We start from the raw sequence: 15,732 nt of genomic DNA, 5'->3' as shown, positions 1-15,732 counted from the left end.
TTGTATTGTAAAAAGTAAATATTTACTTGAATTAATATTTATCAACATTTGTATATGTTTTCTATATATACAACGTATATAAAATACTTTACATTATGTTTAAGTTGTTAAAGTATTCTGTTAATTTTTTAAAAAAGAAAAATGTAAACGTTTTATTAGGGGGAGAAAGTATGGGGAAGTTATTTTTAAAAATATGTTTTTTCGCATTAGTGACCGTATGTTCATTCGCAGCGAAAATATCATACGCTGAAGAGAGGCAACAAAATAATTATCCAATCATATTGGTGAATGGATTTGCTGGATGGGGTAGAGAAGAAATGCTTGGCGTAAAATATTGGGGTGGTGTTCATGATATACAGGAAGATTTGAAACGCAATGGTTATACGGTACATACCGCAGCTGTTGGACCTGTTTCTAGTAACTGGGATCGTGCATGTGAATTGTATGCACAAATTAGCGGTGGGACAGTAGACTATGGTGCCGTACATGCTGAGAAACATGGACATAATCGTTTTGGCAGAACTTATAGTGGTTTTGCGCCGAATTGGAGTGAAACAAATAAAGTTCATTTAGTTGGACATAGCATGGGTGGACAAACGATTAGAACATTAGTACAGCTATTAAAAGAAGGTAGTTTTGAAGAAAAGAATTATGTGAAAAATCACCCAGACATCAAAATATCACCACTATTTGAAGGCAGAAAATCATATGTTCATAGTGTTACAACATTAGCAACCCCTCACAACGGTACAACACTTGCGGATGGTAGTCTTCTGCTACCATTCGTTAAAGATTTACTCATTACAGCTGCAAGTTTTGGAGGAAACAATAATTTATCATTATATGATTTTAAATTGGATCAATGGGGTATAAAGAAAAATGCTGGAGAGTCCTTTTTCCAATATAGTAATCGTATTCTAAATAGTTCACTTTGGAAAAATACAAAAGATATAAGTCAATGGGATTTAAGTACAGATGGTGCAAAGGAGTTAAATAATTGGGTAAAGACGCAACCAGATGTGTATTATTTATCCTATAGTGGACATGCATCACAAGCAGCACCTATAACAGGTTTACATTTACCGCATATTACGATGAATAAAGTGTTGATGGGGAATGCATTTTTCTTAGGTTCTTATGCGAGATATGAAGAAAACCGTCCGTTAGTTGATACTTCTTGGTGGCAAAATGATGGTGTAGTAAATACGAATTCTATGATTGCACCATCTTCTAATGTTGCTGTAAATAATAATGGGTCATTACAGATTGGAAAATGGAATCATATCGAAACGAAAGCGAATTGGGATCATCTCGATATGGTAGGATTAAGTGTTTCAGACTCATTAGGTTTTTCTAGCATTCAAGAGTTTTATAGAACAATTGCTGAAAAGCTATCACGTTTACCGAAATAGGTAATAATAAAGCGCTCTCGATGGAATTCGAGAGCGCTTTATATTATATTGAAAGAGGGATTTGGTAGAAAAATATGGGGGGATATTATGAAAATTCAAGTTGTATTATCAGGATACGGAACAGTAGGCAGAGAGTTTATAAAATTATTAAATGAAAAATATTCATATATATATGAAACATATGGGATTCAATTAGTTGTAAGTGGCGTATTAGGGAGAAATATTGCAATACATAATGAAGACGGCTTATCACTTCATCATTTATTGATGTATGGTGGCGGTACCGCTGCAATTGAAAAATATTTAGAGTATCATCCGAAGGAACGTGCAACAACTAGCATAAGTGGTACTGTATTGGTAGAATCAACAGTTACAAATCTTAAAGATGGAAATCCAGGGAAACAATATATGAAACAAGCGATTGAGAAACAGATGGATATAGTAGCAATTTCTAAAGGGGCGCTCGTTACAAACTGGAGAGAAATAAATGAAGCAGCAAGAGGCGCCAATGTACGAATTCGATATAGCGGTGCAACAGCCGCTGCATTACCGACCCTAGATATCGGACAATTTAGTTTAGCCGGTTGCAGTATTGAAAAAATAGAAGGAATATTAAATGGAACAACTAATTATATTCTTACGAAAATGTATGAGGAAGATATGACATTTGAAGAAGCATTGAAAGAAGCACAAGATAAAGGAATTGCTGAGACAAACCCTATATTAGATATAAGTGGTTCAGATAGTGCGTGTAAATTGTTACTTTTGACAAACAGCTTAATGGAAACAGAGAAAACACTTACTGATATACATATAAAAGGAATCGAGCACGTTACAAAACAGCAAATTAGAAATGCTAAGGAACAACATAAAATTATTAAATTAATAGCATCAACATATAAGGATGAGGGTGGCAATGTGAATTTAAATGTTGAACCGTGCGAAATAGAGAAAGATCATCCGTTAGCAAAAGTAAATGGGACCGAAAAAGGAATTACGTTCTTTACAGATACGATGGGACAAGTTACTACAATTGGTGGGGCTTCTAATCCACGAGGCGCTGCAGCTGCAGCTTTAAAAGATGTAATTAACTTATATCGAAAAGATTTGTAAGACCGTACCGCCCTTTATAAAAAATACATATGTCGTGGACCTTTTGAGAATGAAATAAATATGCAAAAATGATTGCAGGGGGTAAGGAATTGTTTAAGGATTTTAAAGTTGTTAAAGATCGTCCTGTTTATATTCAATTGAAAGATTATTTGAAGAAGATGATTATGAAAGGGCATTTGCTCGGGGATCAAAAAATCCCATCAACAAGGGAACTAAGTGAATTACTAAGTGTGAGTAGAAACACTGTACTCGCTGCTTATGCAGATTTAGAACAAGAAGGACTCATTTATGCAGTTAAAGGAAAAGGGAACTTTGTTGCGAAGGTGGATATATCTAACACTTCGTCTGTTGAAATAAATTGGAAAAATAAACTTAATACAGTGACCGCATTAGCGGATGAATTAGATTTAATGAAACATGGTGTTCGTTGGGAAAAGGGAATGATTGTCTTTAATAGTATAGCCCCGGATGAGAAGCTATTTGATGTTGAAAATTTCAAAAGAGCTTTTCTTACTCGTATGTCCATTGAAGGAGACATCGTATTGAACTACGGATATGCAAAGGGATATAGACCGTTAATGAATTATTTACTTCATTACATGGAAATGAAAGGTGTAGACATTTCAAATAAAGATATTCTAATTACAAATGGATTTACAGAAGGATTGGATATTGTACTCTCGTCTTTATCAAAAAAATCTGGTCGTGTCATTTGTGAGAATCCAACTCACCACGCTGCACTAAAGCTGTTCCGTTTACATGGACTTGAAGTTCAGGGGATTGATATGAATGAGGATGGTATTGATACGAATGAAGTTGAAAAAAGCTTGCGTGAAAAAGATTTTGATTTTGCTTATTTAATTCCTTCTTATCATAATCCAACCGGTATTGTTACGAGTTCAGAGAAAAGAACGGAATTGATGAGGTTATTCTCAAAATACAACGTTCCTATTATAGAGGACGGATTTAATGAAGAATTACGTTATTCAGGTTCACATTTAGCTCCATTATTAACTTTTGCGGGAGCTGGCAATAATGTGATTTATATTAGTAGCTTTTCAAAGGTACTTTTCCCTGGTTTACGTGTAGGCTGGATTATTGCAGATAAAGAGCTGATTCATTATTTAGAAAGCGTAAAAAGAGCAAGAACGATTCACACATCTACGCTAGATCAAGCTGTTCTGTTTCAATATTTACATGAGGGATATTTTGAGAAATATTTAAAAAAGGCAAGATCTGTTTATAAGAAAAAATATGAGTTAGCTGTCGGGGCATGTAACCAGTACATTCATTTCAAAAGAATGACTGGAGATGGTGGACTTCATTTATTTATAGAACTAGAAGAGCATATGAATGCCCGCACACTTTTACAAAAGTGTTATGAGAAAGGCGTTACGTTTTCACCTGGAGATGTTTTTTACTCTGATGGAGAAGGAGCGAACACTTTCCGATTAGGGTTTTCGCGCTTGAAAGAAGAAGAAATAGTTCGGGGAATTAAAATAATTGGTGATACATTAAAAAATGAAATTTGGAGTTGAGAAAATGAAAATCGGTGTTATTATGGGCGGGGTATCGTCTGAAAAACAAGTTTCAATTATGACGGGGAATGAAATGATTGCTCATTTAGATAAAAATAAGTATGAAATAGTTCCAATTACATTAAATGAAAAAGTGGATTTAATTGAAAAAGCGAAAGACATTGATTTTGCGTTGCTCGCGTTACACGGAAAATACGGAGAAGATGGGACAGTTCAAGGAACACTGGAGAGTTTAGGGATTCCTTATAGCGGAAGTAATATGTTATCTAGCAGTATATGTATGGATAAAAATATTTCGAAAAAGATTTTACGTTATGAAGGTGTAGAAACACCAGATTGGATTGAACTTACAAAAATGGAGGATCTAAATCTTGATGAGTTAGATAAGTTAGGATTTCCATTAGTAGTAAAACCAAACTCTGGCGGATCGAGTGTCGGAGTGAAAATCGTTTATAATAAAAATGAATTGATCTCAATGCTAGAAACTGTATTCGAATGGGATTCTGAAGTAGTAATTGAGAAGTATATAAAAGGTGATGAAATTACATGTTCAATTCTGGATGGAAAACAGTTACCTATAGTTTCAATTCGACATGCAGCCGAGTTCTTTGACTACAATGCAAAATATGATGATACTAGTACAGTTGAGGAAGTTATCGAACTTCCAGCAGAAATTAATGAACGTGTAAATAAAGCGTCACTTGCTTGTTATAAAGCATTAAAATGTAGTGTTTATGCAAGAGTTGATATGATGGTGAAGGACGGAATTCCATATGTAATGGAAATTAATACATTACCAGGGATGACACAATCAAGTTTATTGCCAAAAAGTGCAGAAGCGGCGGGAATTAGTTATAGCGAACTATTAGATATGATTATTGAAACATCATTAAAAGTTAGAAAAGAAGAAGGGTTTTAAGGGAATTATATAACTAATTTTTTGACAGTTTCACGAAGTATGCTATGATGAATACATTATAAAAACAAAATATTTATCCACTAGGGGGGCCTTTTATAGGCTGAGATCAAATGTGATTTTGAGACTCTTAGTACCTGATCTGGTTAATGCCAGCGTAGGGAAGTGGGAAAGACGTTGCTATTTAATGAGTAAATAAATACTGTCAATTTCACTTTCTTTACGCCTGTAAAGAAAGTTTTTTTATTTTAAAGCGTTAATAGCTGTGGATAAATATCTATATTTTATATATTATTGGAGGGATTTAAATGACTTTTTCACAATCGTTACGTAAAGAAGTAGATTCAATTTGGGAAGCGAGTTTTAACCATCCTTTTGTAAAAAAACTTGGTGAAGGAACGTTAGATTTAGCTAGTTTTCGTTATTATGTGCTTCAAGATTCATATTATTTGAGCCATTTTGCTAGAGTACAAACTTTAGGAGCTGCGAAAGCTCTTGAATTAGAGACGACAGCTCGTATGGCACATCATGCTCAAAATACATATGAGGCAGAGTTATCTTTACATGAGAATTTTGCTAAAAAGCTAGGGATAACAAAAGAAGAAAAAGATAATTTTATTCCTGCGCCAACTGCATATGCGTATACTTCACATATGTATCGTGCTGGGTATGAAGGGCATTTAGGAGATATCATTGCAGCAATTTTACCTTGCTATTGGTTGTATTATGAAATTGGCGAACGCTTAAAAGAGTGCCAGCCGGAAGAGCCAATTTATAACGAATGGATTTCTGCTTATGGATCTGATTGGTTCCGTACGCTAGTTGAAGAACAAATTACACGTTTAGATACTATCGCTGAAAAAGTAACAGAGGCAGATCGCAAACGTATGAAACAGCATTTTATTATTAGCAGTCAATATGAATATTCATTTTGGGAAATGGCTTATACATTAGAAAAGTGGCCAGTGGATACAGACGTAAAAGACGTAATTGGATAAAGAATAGAAGTAATGTTATAGCTAGGTATGGATCATACCTAGCTATATATTTTTTCTTGTCAAATTTGCGTAAAGTCATTAGTGCTACTGATATGGCGAAATAGAATATCGATAATTTAGCTCATTTACTTGTCTACGCATTAACTGGATAAACTTCTGTCACATTTATTTTACAATCAAAGAACGTAAATGTTGGTGGTATGAAGTTAAATAAGAAAAGAAACCCGAGCTGTTAGCTGTAACGGAGTTGTTTTTTCTTTGCAGGAATTTCTAAATTATCATGGAGTGTTGTTAATACGATATGCAAATATGCATATCGTATTTTTTTGAGTTCTTTATGTGTTAAAATTAGATATAGAGATATGTAAATATAAAGAAGCAAAAGCAGGAATATCCAATGAATTTTGAGAGGTGTTATATGTTTACAAATAAGAAATTAATTCGATTTGGTTTATCGTTGTTTGTATTTTTAGGGATAATTAATTTTACAATCAGCTATTTCCAAACATATCTTGAAACAGCAGCAGATATTAAATGGGTAATTCCAGAAATTTGGAAAACTATTTTGCTAGATGTTCCTCAAGGTATACTTGTTCTTTTAGGCGCAATTGCTTTATATGATTTCACAAAAGAGGCATCACAAAAAGACGCATCAATCTAAGTGTGTCTTTTTTAATTAACAATTTCATAGAGAGCTTTGCTGGAGAAATAGAATGAAAAGCCCTAATTAGGGCTTTTTTTGTTGGAATTTCTTAACCGTCATAAAAACTGGTCACTTGGAGGTGTTATAGCGAAAGCCACTTACAGTACAGAAAAATCTAAGCAGCAGACGGAAATATATAGGATATGGATCATAATTATTGAGAAATTAATTGAACTTAGTAAGTATGAAGATATGACGCTAGAATTCATATTTTTTAATTTTTATTTATCTCGCTATTTGCCGGACAGTAAGCCCCCCACCTCAAAATTCAGCGGAAGCAAAGAAGTTAGGTAGGGGATGAACAAAACCCCACTGATTAAATTTTCACTTTATAAAAATGAGCCCATAGTAAAAATAGGTATATGAACAAGGTGCATCATCTAGTGATAAGTCATACTTTGTTGGTGTACGTATTGAACTTAGTTTATAGCGCTATTTCTACTTAGATGTAACGAACAGGAATATAGGGAAGTATCGATGAGGTTGTATTTTATAAACGGAGGTTATGAAAATGAATCAGTTTCAACAAGAACTACAAGCGTTAAGCCTTAATGATTACCGGTCTGGAAATATTGTCTATTGGGACCAGCAAAACCAATATCCATATTACTATATTGAAGATGCTGCTCGTCGCTGTGGCGGTTGTGGTCGTTGTGGCGGTTGTGGTGGAGGTCGTTGTGGCGGCTTCCGTTGTGGTGGCTTCCGTTGTATTGGTTGCTTCGGTTGTTTTGGTTGCGGAGGCTGTGGCGGCTGTGGCGGTTGTGGCGGCTGTGGTGGTTGCTCTAACTGTTTTGATGGTTTTACTGATACTACCGGTACTATTGTAACGTATGAATATTGATAACAGCTATCTTGCTAGTTGCGGGCAGTAACATCCCCAAAAAAATTCAGCGAGAGCAAAGAGAAGTTAGGTGGCGGACTGCCCATAAAAGCCCGATTGGTGAGAGCTGATTAAAGTTTCACTTTATCAATTAAAAAACATTAGTTATATGTACGTGCCGACAAAGAATATAGCCATTATTAATGGATATATTCAATCATTCAAGTGAAAGAGTAACAATAAGATATATAGATGTAATCAAGATGTGATGGATAAAGCAATGACTAGATTTAAAATCTAATCATTGTTTTTTTCTTATGGTTTTATCATTAAATATCTGTCTAGTTTGGGCATTGCTTCCTTCTAGCTAATGATTTTATTACAACCGTGTAAGGTTAATGTAATGTTAATCGATAGTAAAATAAGTTGCTTAAGTGTATTTTAAATAAGATTAAAAAGTACTGTTTATCTACAAAATAATAGGGTAAATACTATGTAATTAGGAAGTGTATGAATATGGTTGAACTAAAATCTATTTTCCATTCGTATAAACTAAAGAGAAAAATAGCTAAAGATTTATACGGAAAAAGAGATGAATTATCACTGTTATTAAATGAATTTAATAATATGAAATGTACAGTAACATCTGAAAAGAAGAAAAATAATATATTATCTCGTTTGCAACTAATTTATCAAAATATGAAATCGGATAAGCAGTACCCTCTAGCAGTTGCTTTTGATAGTAAATTATTGGAGCGATTAGAAAAAGAATCTGTACATACTATTGAGGATGGTGTAACATGTCTACATTTAATGTTAGATATGAATTATGAGAAGATAAAACAATATGGTTCGGGTACAAGTAGGTCATTCGTTCCATTATCGCAGTCTTCTATTTGTCTTGCTGATTGTATTTGTTTAACAGGATTTGTAGTAGGTTTACTAGGAACAATTTCATTTGGAGGATTACTGTTATCTATATGTTCAATTACATAACGCTTAATATTTGTAAAGAGAGCGCCGATTTAAGGTGTTCTTTTTTAGTTTTTTGTAAATTTTTTGTAAATGATAAGTACAATACATTATATAAATTGTATAATTTAAATGTATTAAAATATAAATATAATGAGGTGCTGTATATGATAATTACTTTTAATTGTTAAAAGAGTCGATTTGATAATGTTTTATTCAGATAAATAGTTTTTACTTTTCTTTTAAATACTTGATTTAAATGGATTAGATTAAGTAACTATTGTTCTAGCTTTTTGATAATCAAGACAACTGAAGAAAGGAAGGAATCATTTTATGAAAAAATTAAGGCTGCTAACATTTGAAAATATAGTAGAACCCCTTTTAAATGAAAAGGTATCATTTATATACTTTCCTATTGAATGGCTGGACATCGTAGAGATACATTATAAGACATTTTTATTAACGAGTAAGTTGAAACGTTTGAATGAAAGATTGTATGATATGTTTTCAGATATATTGTTTATTCAGCATAATCCGTACGTATTAAATGAAAATACACCATGGATTGTATCAAAAGAACCTATTAAACAAGAGCAGCTCGATTATATTTTTCAAAGTTGGTATGAGATTATTCATGATTGGAAGCCAAATAGATTAGTAGAACCACCAAAATATGAATGGCAATCCGATTTGATTTCTAATTTGCCAGTACTACATGATAATGAAACGTATTCTAAGTGGATACCCGCTTTAATCTCACATATTTTTTGTGAGCGTCCTATATATTTAGAAAATACAAATGAAGAAGAATTCTATTTTTCTCCTCTTAGATCACAAAATATTTGTGAGGCGATGTCAGAGCCGATAAAAGATGAAAAAACACAAGATTTTTTCTCCTATGTATATCGATTTCAATGCATAACCCGCGGTGGTGAGAACGCTCCATTATTAAATATTTCAATAGGGATTCGGAGATTTTATCAAGAATATAAGATTATAGGTCAAACAAACCTTGATATGACAACGTTTGTTTGAATTTTTTTGATAAAATGCAAACATTTTGCAAACATAGGTTATCCAAAGATACTTTTACCGAAGTTTTTAACTGCTTCTTCCTGCATATTCGGTAAAACATGAGAATAGACACTTAATGTCATTGAAATATCTGTATGACCTAATCTCTCACTAATGATTTTAGGGTTAACTCCTTGTTTCAATAGTATAGTTGCGTGTGTATGTCTTAAATCATGGAATTTAATTTCTTTTATACCTACTTTGTGTGTCATCCTAATGAAACTTTTTCTGAAATGTGCTCTTTTTATGATTCTTCCAAACTCATTACAATTTATTAAATCTTGATCTAGATAAGCAGAACCAAACCTTAATTTCTCTTTATTGATTAAAATTTTATGTTTTTTTAAGGCTGCTATTGTTTCATTAGGTACAGGAATTGTGCGTTTTGATGAATTTGTTTTTGCAGTTTTTTTGATTTTATTGTCATGACCAGATGTTTGATTTATTGTAACAGTATGTTTTTCAAAATCAATGTCCTGCCATCGTAAACCTAGAACTTCTCCCAGACGCATACCTGTAGTTATTGCAAGTAGATACCCAATGTGATATCGTGATTCTTGTGAATGAGCTAAAAATTTTTTTACTTCTTCCTCTGTCCAAGTCTGGATAGGGGGTTTTTCTTTTTTAGGTATCTCAGCAAAATCTGCGGGATTTCGAGAAATAATATTTTGTTTTACGGCTAGGTTTAAAGCGCTCTTTAAAATTCTATGCATAAGCAGAATAGAATTGTTTGCAATTCCTTTATCTATCGCATTCTTATAGCATTTTTGAATGTGCATAACATTTAATTTATGGAGTGCGACCATTCCTATACTAGGTATAACATGTTGGTTGATAAATGCTCTATAGCCAGCGAAGGTACTCTTTTCTATGCTCATATTTTTAATTTCTAGCCAATGATTTAGGTAATCTTTTAGCGTAACTTTAGATGGCTCTATAAAAGTTCCTTCATTCAACTCTGTAATTTTCTTTGCCACATCAGCCTGTGCTTCTTTTTTTGTCTTATACCCAGAAAACCACTTTTGTCTTCTTTTTCCTGTCTCTGGATCAGGACCGATATCAATAACGATACAGTATTTATTTCCTCTTTTTCGAATATGTCCTTTCACTTAAAACACTCCTTCATTTGTTTTGAATCATGTTGTATAAGTCTGGTTGTAATTTTGCTGCTATGAAAATTACATAGTTGGACATATCAGCGATGGATATATTTTACCATATATGAACAGAATTGATTATTTAATATATTGGTTGTTTTTTACAAAAGTTAATTTTATAAAAGAATTTTGTATATTTAAGGAAATATTTTTATTTAAAATATTTTATTTGGAATAGTACATCTTGTATATATCATATTTTGTACAATTAATATTTTCTTAATTAAGAAATGATTTTTATTTGGAGTGAGATATATGGAGAGGAAAAAGAAATGGGAAGGATTAAACTCTAAAAATCTATCTGCTAGTTCACTGGATTCGAGTTTAATAGGACCGACATTGCCACCGATTTCCTCATTTACTCTACCAACGGGAGCAAGTGGAGCAACAGGTCCGACAGGCCCAACGGGAGTAACCGGAATAACAGGCCCAATAGGTCCAACGGGAGCAACTGGAATAACAGGTGCAACGGGAGTAACCGGGATAATAGGCCCAACAGGTGCAACGGGAGTAACCGGGATAATAGGCCCAACAGGTGCAACGGGAGTAACCGGGATAACAGGCCCAACAGGTGCAACGGGAGTAACCGGGATAACAGGCCCAACAGGTGCAACGGGAGTAACTGGAATAACAGGCCCAACAGGTGCAACGGGAGTAACCGGAGTAACAGGTCCTTCAGGAGGCCCGGCAGGTCCAACAGGTCCAACAGGTCCTTCAGGAGGTCCAATAGGTCCAATAGGTCCAACTGGAATAACAGGCCCGACAGGTGCAACGGGAGCAACTGGAATAACAGGCCCGACGGGTCCAACGGGAGCAACCGGAATAACAGGCCCGACAGGTGCAACGGGAGCAACTGGAATAACAGGTCCGACAGGTGCAACGGGAGCAACTGGAATAACAGGCCCGACAGGCCCAACAGGTCCAACGGGATTTGAATCTGCATTCAGAGCTTTCAAATCTACTGATCAGTCCGTTACTGCTAATACACTGTCTATAGTAACATTTGAAACTACACAATTCGATTTAAATGGTGAATATGATGGTGTATCAACATTTATACCGCAACAAGATGGAGTATATTTAATTATTACTACTATAATTTTTAGTCCTACTGATGATACTCTAAATTATGTGACGGAAGTATTTATAACAGTTAACAGTGCTTTAATAGCAGGAGATGATAGCTTTTTTGGTGGAAATACTGGGCTTTTAAATGCGGTAACAGTTTCTACGATTGTACAATTGAATGCAGGGGATATGGTGCAAGTTCAAGCTGGTAGTACCATAGATGGCGCTATTGCATCTCCACTTCTTACAAATTTTCAAGCTGCGAGGTTTCCATCACCAGTTCCCAATACACTTTTCTTATTAAATAATTTATCTGCAGATTGGAGTAAAAGGCCATTTAGTAGAAAATCATAATTATGTTCATTTTTAAAATACCCTAAAGAAAATGATGAATTTAGATTGAGTTTGTCTATTAAGAATAAGAAAAGCCACTTAGATGAGTGGCTTTTCTTATTATTAAATTATGGCATATACAGTTAAAACTAAGTGATTACATAATTGAAAATAGTTAAACTTGTACTATTTTGGTTCAGGATAGTAATTTTAATATAAAATCTCAATAGGTATTTATTAACTTTACATCTCTAAAAGAATAATTGAACTTTTGCTATCACTATAGTTACATATAAACCGATTATCAAATGCAATATTTCATATTTTTAACTGTCAAAAAACTAGACTTATATTAGTATTTTTAACTTTCTCAAGTATTTTCAGAATATAAGAGAATAGATGTTTGGGTTATTTGTGATAGAATATTCTTAATAATATAATTTAAAGGAACAAAAAGACCCATAGCGCAGCAAAAGTAGTGTGCAGCCACTCTTATGCTGTTCCCTAATTTGGATAGGGGAAACTATTGCCATGAGTCAGCCCAAGTATAACATGATATTTCAAATAAAATCCTCTATGGTACAGTTTTTCTATTGAAAAAATTCGGGAGGGTGTCTCGCGTTCAAGGAGGCTTCAATATGAATAAGGTGATAGGTCTTGGAGGTATTGTTTCAAGTGATGATATGAATTCGGCGAAATTGTCAAAAATAACAAATTTATCGCAGTCGAATTTATGGAAAACATTGAATGGGAAAGTACCTATGACTTTTACAAAACTAATGAAAATTTTGGATGGATTTGATTCTGAAGAAAAGAAAATGGAAGTAGTTCAAGAGTTTTTGAAGGGTACCAATAAAGAATCGGATATACGACTTGCTATGTATTATTTATATTTAGCAGGTTATTCGGACCTACTTAGTGATCTTGTTGGAAAAGAGTATAAACAATCAGTAACAAATAATTATAGAGAGATTTTTCGTGTTTGTTTAGATAGACAAACTCGTTCATTAAGATCAGGGGAATTCCTTAAAGAAATAGAAGTGTTACGTACAAAGGTCAATTTAAATAAACCAGGAGTAAATATACTTGTGAACACTTTGAGTATCTATGGTTATTTTGATTTAGGGGCATACAATGTTTTAACAGTGCTACAAAGGATGATACAAGAAAAAATAAATCATATGCCAAAAGGTTTAGAAAAAACTTTAAATGAGGTGGAGTTAAACATAATATGCTCATATGCATATTTAATGCAAGATGAGGTGAAAATGGCTAGAGATTTATTGCAAAAAGTACTAGAAGAAGCAAGTGCTCCGGGTTTATTAAAAGCTACGGCATTAAGTATAGTCGCGGAAAGTTATATTTTCTGTAATCCAGATAAAGCATTTTATTATTTTGAGCTTTCACTTGTAGAGTTGAAGAAAATAAGAAATAACAAATCATTACTTAAAAGAAAGTTAGTGGAAAACACCCTCTCTTTTTGTTGTATTATTCATAATATTCATGTAAAATCTGGATATATACATCATGATGCTGAAAGGGCGTTAAAGTATATACGTCAAAATAAGAAAAGTGAAGCTTCTGCAATATTAAATCAGATTGATAATCGAACCGCGATTCAAGACTTTTATTTATCGATAGCAACAAATGATGAGAAACTGCGTAGGAAAGCATATCATCGATTCTTAAAAGACGGTAATTTATTCTACATAAAAATCTTTGATATCTTAAAGTGAGGGACAATGAGAATGAAAAAAATAGTAGCTAGTTTAGTTATTACATGTACAATTACGTTATCGTTGTTATCTGTTGGTTTGGTATCAACTAATGATAATAAAGCCGCTGAAAAAGTAAAAGAAGTACAAATAATGAAAATGGATCCGGGAACTTTAGGATAATAAATGATTTAAAATGCCATTGCATCTAAGGATGTGATGGCATTTCGTACGTTTAAGGGGTTATTCATTTTCTTCATTTTGGGATTTTTGAATAATTAAGGGTGATGGAGGATGGGTTATATGGGGAATTTAATAAAAGAAAAATCAGATAGGGATGTAGTTGAAAATAAAATGGAAGTATTATTAGAAAAAATATATAAAGGTGATAAGGAAGCTATTGAAAAGCTGAATAAAATAAAAAAAGCGATGGTTAGCAATTAAGCTAGTTATCGCTTTTTCGTTATAACTCTTTTTTGATCAAATTAATTATCTCTTCACGCTTTTTTGGATTGAGTTCATTAATTTGAAGCATAATTTCTTTGAGATCATCTTTTAATGATTTTGACTCTGTTGAATTTAAACTTTTATATTCAGAGAGTCCCATGATATAGTCTGCTGACACTCCAGATAAACGAGATATTTTTTCAACGGTCTCTCTAGATGGGTTTCTATGGCCATTTTCGTATAAAGAAATCATGGTTTTTTTAGCATTTATAGCTTCTGCGAATTCAAGTTGACTCATTTTAAGAAGTTCTACCCGTATTTCTTTAATTCTAACACCAATTATATTTTTACTCATTAGTAAATCCTCCCCTTAAAATTCATTGATTATAGTCAATGAATTCCCTATATAGAATGTATCAAAAAGGTTTGCTACAAGACAACTAAAATTTTTTGAATAAAAAGGGTTGCTTGAAGCAAACCTTTGGTATATACTCAAATTAACAAACAAGATGAAGGTGATAAAATGATGGTACTTGATACAGAAAAAGTTAAAATCTTAAGGACGAATCTTGGATATAGTCAAAGTTATGTTGCTGAAAAGATAGGTTATCGAAACAAATCGATCTACTGTAATTTAGAATTAGGTAACAGACAGCCAAGTATAACTAAATTGGTTAAGTTAGCAAAATTTTTAAATGTGACAACAGAGGAAATTTTAAAGGAGTCAGTATAAGACGACTTATTTTTTTACCTAAATGTTTGCTTGAAGCAAACTAGATGTTATACTTCATAAAATATTTTTACCTTTAATCAAAATTTCATAAGTAAATTACAGATATAAAGGAGCGAAAAAAATGGGATTAGATCAATTTATTAAAGAATCTATCCGTGAAGTTGTAAGAGAGGAAATTAGATCAGCAATAGCTGACTTACAACTACAATCACAACCAAATAAGGTTATGCGAGTAAAAGAAGCGGCAGCTTACCTCAACATTGCTGTTTGTAGAATGTACGAATTAGCAAATCACCCTAGGTTTCCAGTAATAAGGGAAGGGCGTAAACTTCTTTTCTTGCAAAAGGATTTAGAAGCTTGGCTTGAAACACAAAAGGAGGCGGACTAGTGGAAGATACAATATCATTAGCTATATTTGGATTGTCAATCACAGGTGGTTTATGGCTACTTTATGTTACTTATGAGCCAATAAGAAAATGGGCTTGGAGTAATGTAGAACAAAATAAAAAGACCCATGGCAGTGGGTCCGTTAGAAAAACAAATTTCTATAAGTATACCATGGAAAGTAGGGAAATAGTACATGAATTTAATTGAATATCAGGTGCTATTACCTAATAAATTTTTGGGATTAGCAAAAAGCAAAGATGAGTTGAAGCAAATAGTTGAGCAGTATTTCAAAAATGGTTATTCGCATTATGAAATTCAAGGAATCATCAAAATTGGTCAAGCATAT

18 protein-coding genes, 1 pseudogene and 1 riboswitch are annotated in these 15,732 nt (G+C 33.2%); of the genes and pseudogenes, 17 read left to right on the top strand and 2 right to left on the bottom strand.

Features of this window, described 5'->3' with window-relative positions; translation table 11 throughout:
* The first annotated feature begins 170 nt into the window (after positions 1-170).
* The 10 genes and pseudogenes from ES895_RS13410 to ES895_RS13360 all read left to right on the top strand — a co-directional run bounded on the left by ES895_RS13410 (position 171) and on the right by ES895_RS13360 (position 9,507).
* On the top strand, positions 171-1,412 hold the full coding sequence (locus ES895_RS13410) for an esterase/lipase family protein (protein WP_135238407.1): 1,242 nt from the start codon (positions 171-173) through the stop codon (positions 1,410-1,412).
* An 87-nt stretch (positions 1,413-1,499) separates the two neighbouring features.
* Positions 1,500-2,525, top strand: coding sequence for a homoserine dehydrogenase (locus ES895_RS13405; RefSeq protein WP_000701762.1), 1,026 nt, complete (start codon positions 1,500-1,502; stop codon positions 2,523-2,525).
* Positions 2,526-2,614: 89 nt separating this feature from the next.
* Positions 2,615-4,063 (top strand): MocR-like pyridoxine biosynthesis transcription factor PdxR, encoded by a 1,449-nt coding sequence (gene pdxR / locus ES895_RS13400; RefSeq protein ID WP_000471630.1) that lies wholly within the window; start codon positions 2,615-2,617, stop codon positions 4,061-4,063.
* A 4-nt stretch (positions 4,064-4,067) separates the two neighbouring features.
* Positions 4,068-4,982 (top strand): D-alanine--D-alanine ligase, encoded by a 915-nt coding sequence (locus tag ES895_RS13395; protein WP_002063153.1) that lies wholly within the window; start codon positions 4,068-4,070, stop codon positions 4,980-4,982.
* A 72-nt stretch (positions 4,983-5,054) separates the two neighbouring features.
* Positions 5,055-5,160: riboswitch (TPP riboswitch) on the top strand.
* Positions 5,161-5,287: 127 nt separating this feature from the next.
* Positions 5,288-5,977, top strand: coding sequence for a thiaminase II (gene tenA, locus ES895_RS13390; protein ID WP_000144519.1), 690 nt, complete (start codon positions 5,288-5,290; stop codon positions 5,975-5,977).
* Between the two features lie 397 nt (positions 5,978-6,374).
* Positions 6,375-6,638 carry a DUF3937 domain-containing protein gene (locus tag ES895_RS13380; RefSeq protein ID WP_002082716.1) on the top strand — a complete coding sequence of 88 codons (264 nt, stop codon included), beginning with the start codon at positions 6,375-6,377 and terminating at the stop codon, positions 6,636-6,638.
* A 553-nt stretch (positions 6,639-7,191) separates the two neighbouring features.
* Positions 7,192-7,521 carry a heterocycloanthracin/sonorensin family bacteriocin gene (locus tag ES895_RS13375; protein ID WP_113710692.1) on the top strand — a complete coding sequence of 110 codons (330 nt, stop codon included), beginning with the start codon at positions 7,192-7,194 and terminating at the stop codon, positions 7,519-7,521.
* A 145-nt stretch (positions 7,522-7,666) separates the two neighbouring features.
* Positions 7,667-7,801, top strand: a pseudogene (locus tag ES895_RS13370) (site-specific integrase); the annotation flags it as partial.
* A gap of 209 nt (positions 7,802-8,010) precedes the next feature.
* Entirely contained in the window at positions 8,011-8,496 is a 486-nt protein-coding gene (locus ES895_RS13365; protein WP_002063155.1) for a hypothetical protein, read from the top strand.
* Positions 8,497-8,805: 309 nt separating this feature from the next.
* A complete protein-coding gene (locus ES895_RS13360) occupies positions 8,806-9,507 on the top strand; it encodes a pPIWI_RE module domain-containing protein (RefSeq protein ID WP_084064310.1) in 702 nt (233 codons plus the stop codon).
* A gap of 38 nt (positions 9,508-9,545) precedes the next feature.
* On the opposite strand, the gene ES895_RS13355 is transcribed toward ES895_RS13360, so the two are convergent.
* Complete coding sequence (locus tag ES895_RS13355; protein ID WP_135238406.1) at positions 9,546-10,655, bottom strand: site-specific integrase; 1,110 nt, start codon at positions 10,653-10,655, stop codon at positions 9,546-9,548.
* Between the two features lie 303 nt (positions 10,656-10,958).
* Between ES895_RS13355 and ES895_RS13350 the strand changes: the two genes are divergently transcribed.
* The 4 genes from ES895_RS13350 (at position 10,959) to ES895_RS29295 (ending at position 14,263) form a co-directional block, all read left to right on the top strand.
* Complete coding sequence (locus ES895_RS13350; RefSeq protein WP_135238405.1) at positions 10,959-12,125, top strand: exosporium leader peptide-containing protein; 1,167 nt, start codon at positions 10,959-10,961, stop codon at positions 12,123-12,125.
* Positions 12,126-12,742: 617 nt separating this feature from the next.
* Positions 12,743-13,840, top strand: coding sequence for an AimR family lysis-lysogeny pheromone receptor (locus ES895_RS13345; RefSeq protein ID WP_097820541.1), 1,098 nt, complete (start codon positions 12,743-12,745; stop codon positions 13,838-13,840).
* A gap of 12 nt (positions 13,841-13,852) precedes the next feature.
* Positions 13,853-14,002 (top strand): hypothetical protein, encoded by a 150-nt coding sequence (locus tag ES895_RS29300; RefSeq protein WP_167754516.1) that lies wholly within the window; start codon positions 13,853-13,855, stop codon positions 14,000-14,002.
* 120 nt (positions 14,003-14,122) lie between these two features.
* Positions 14,123-14,263, top strand: a complete 141-nt coding sequence (locus tag ES895_RS29295) for a hypothetical protein (RefSeq protein WP_000527328.1) — start codon at positions 14,123-14,125, stop codon at positions 14,261-14,263.
* 19 nt (positions 14,264-14,282) lie between these two features.
* On the opposite strand, the gene ES895_RS13340 is transcribed toward ES895_RS29295, so the two are convergent.
* A complete protein-coding gene (locus tag ES895_RS13340) occupies positions 14,283-14,621 on the bottom strand; it encodes a helix-turn-helix domain-containing protein (protein ID WP_048567701.1) in 339 nt (112 codons plus the stop codon).
* A 171-nt stretch (positions 14,622-14,792) separates the two neighbouring features.
* Between ES895_RS13340 and ES895_RS13335 the strand changes: the two genes are divergently transcribed.
* The 3 genes from ES895_RS13335 to ES895_RS13325 all read left to right on the top strand — a co-directional run bounded on the left by ES895_RS13335 (position 14,793) and on the right by ES895_RS13325 (position 15,593).
* Positions 14,793-14,999: a helix-turn-helix domain-containing protein gene (locus ES895_RS13335; protein WP_000242167.1), complete on the top strand. Its 207-nt coding sequence runs from the start codon at positions 14,793-14,795 to the stop codon at positions 14,997-14,999.
* Positions 15,000-15,120: 121 nt separating this feature from the next.
* On the top strand, positions 15,121-15,387 hold the full coding sequence (locus ES895_RS13330; protein ID WP_000522017.1) for a helix-turn-helix domain-containing protein: 267 nt from the start codon (positions 15,121-15,123) through the stop codon (positions 15,385-15,387).
* Positions 15,387-15,593: a hypothetical protein gene (locus tag ES895_RS13325; protein ID WP_135238404.1), complete on the top strand. Its 207-nt coding sequence runs from the start codon at positions 15,387-15,389 to the stop codon at positions 15,591-15,593. The genes ES895_RS13330 and ES895_RS13325 overlap by 1 nt, the downstream gene beginning before the upstream one ends.
* Positions 15,594-15,732 lie beyond the last annotated feature (139 nt).

Source organism: Bacillus sp. 007/AIA-02/001, from assembly GCF_004634455.1.
In the GTDB taxonomy this organism is placed as follows: domain Bacteria; phylum Bacillota; class Bacilli; order Bacillales; family Bacillaceae_G; genus Bacillus_A; species Bacillus_A cereus.
The sequence above is the reverse complement of the archived record's forward strand: the minus strand, read 5'-3'. Positions and strand labels throughout refer to the sequence as shown.

Bases quoted from the DNA above. Each gene is read 5' to 3' on its own strand.
- ES895_RS13350 (WP_135238405.1), top strand. From the start codon at position 10,959: ATGGAGAGGAAAAAGAAATGGGAAGGATTAAACTCTAAAAATCTATCT.
- ES895_RS13365 (WP_002063155.1), top strand. From the start codon at position 8,011: ATGAATATGGTTGAACTAAAATCTATTTTCCATTCGTATAAACTAAAG.
- ES895_RS13395 (WP_002063153.1), top strand. From the start codon at position 4,068: ATGAAAATCGGTGTTATTATGGGCGGGGTATCGTCTGAAAAACAAGTT.
- ES895_RS13340 (WP_048567701.1), bottom strand. From the start codon at position 14,621: ATGAGTAAAAATATAATTGGTGTTAGAATTAAAGAAATACGGGTAGAA.
- ES895_RS13335 (WP_000242167.1), top strand. From the start codon at position 14,793: ATGGTACTTGATACAGAAAAAGTTAAAATCTTAAGGACGAATCTTGGA.
- ES895_RS13345 (WP_097820541.1), top strand. From the start codon at position 12,743: ATGAATAAGGTGATAGGTCTTGGAGGTATTGTTTCAAGTGATGATATG.
- tenA (WP_000144519.1), top strand. From the start codon at position 5,288: ATGACTTTTTCACAATCGTTACGTAAAGAAGTAGATTCAATTTGGGAA.
- ES895_RS13375 (WP_113710692.1), top strand. From the start codon at position 7,192: ATGAATCAGTTTCAACAAGAACTACAAGCGTTAAGCCTTAATGATTAC.
- ES895_RS13405 (WP_000701762.1), top strand. From the start codon at position 1,500: ATGAAAATTCAAGTTGTATTATCAGGATACGGAACAGTAGGCAGAGAG.
- ES895_RS29300 (WP_167754516.1), top strand. From the start codon at position 13,853: ATGAAAAAAATAGTAGCTAGTTTAGTTATTACATGTACAATTACGTTA.
- ES895_RS13330 (WP_000522017.1), top strand. From the start codon at position 15,121: ATGGGATTAGATCAATTTATTAAAGAATCTATCCGTGAAGTTGTAAGA.
- ES895_RS13380 (WP_002082716.1), top strand. From the start codon at position 6,375: ATGAATTTTGAGAGGTGTTATATGTTTACAAATAAGAAATTAATTCGA.
- ES895_RS29295 (WP_000527328.1), top strand. From the start codon at position 14,123: ATGGGGAATTTAATAAAAGAAAAATCAGATAGGGATGTAGTTGAAAAT.
- ES895_RS13410 (WP_135238407.1), top strand. From the start codon at position 171: ATGGGGAAGTTATTTTTAAAAATATGTTTTTTCGCATTAGTGACCGTA.
- ES895_RS13360 (WP_084064310.1), top strand. From the start codon at position 8,806: ATGAAAAAATTAAGGCTGCTAACATTTGAAAATATAGTAGAACCCCTT.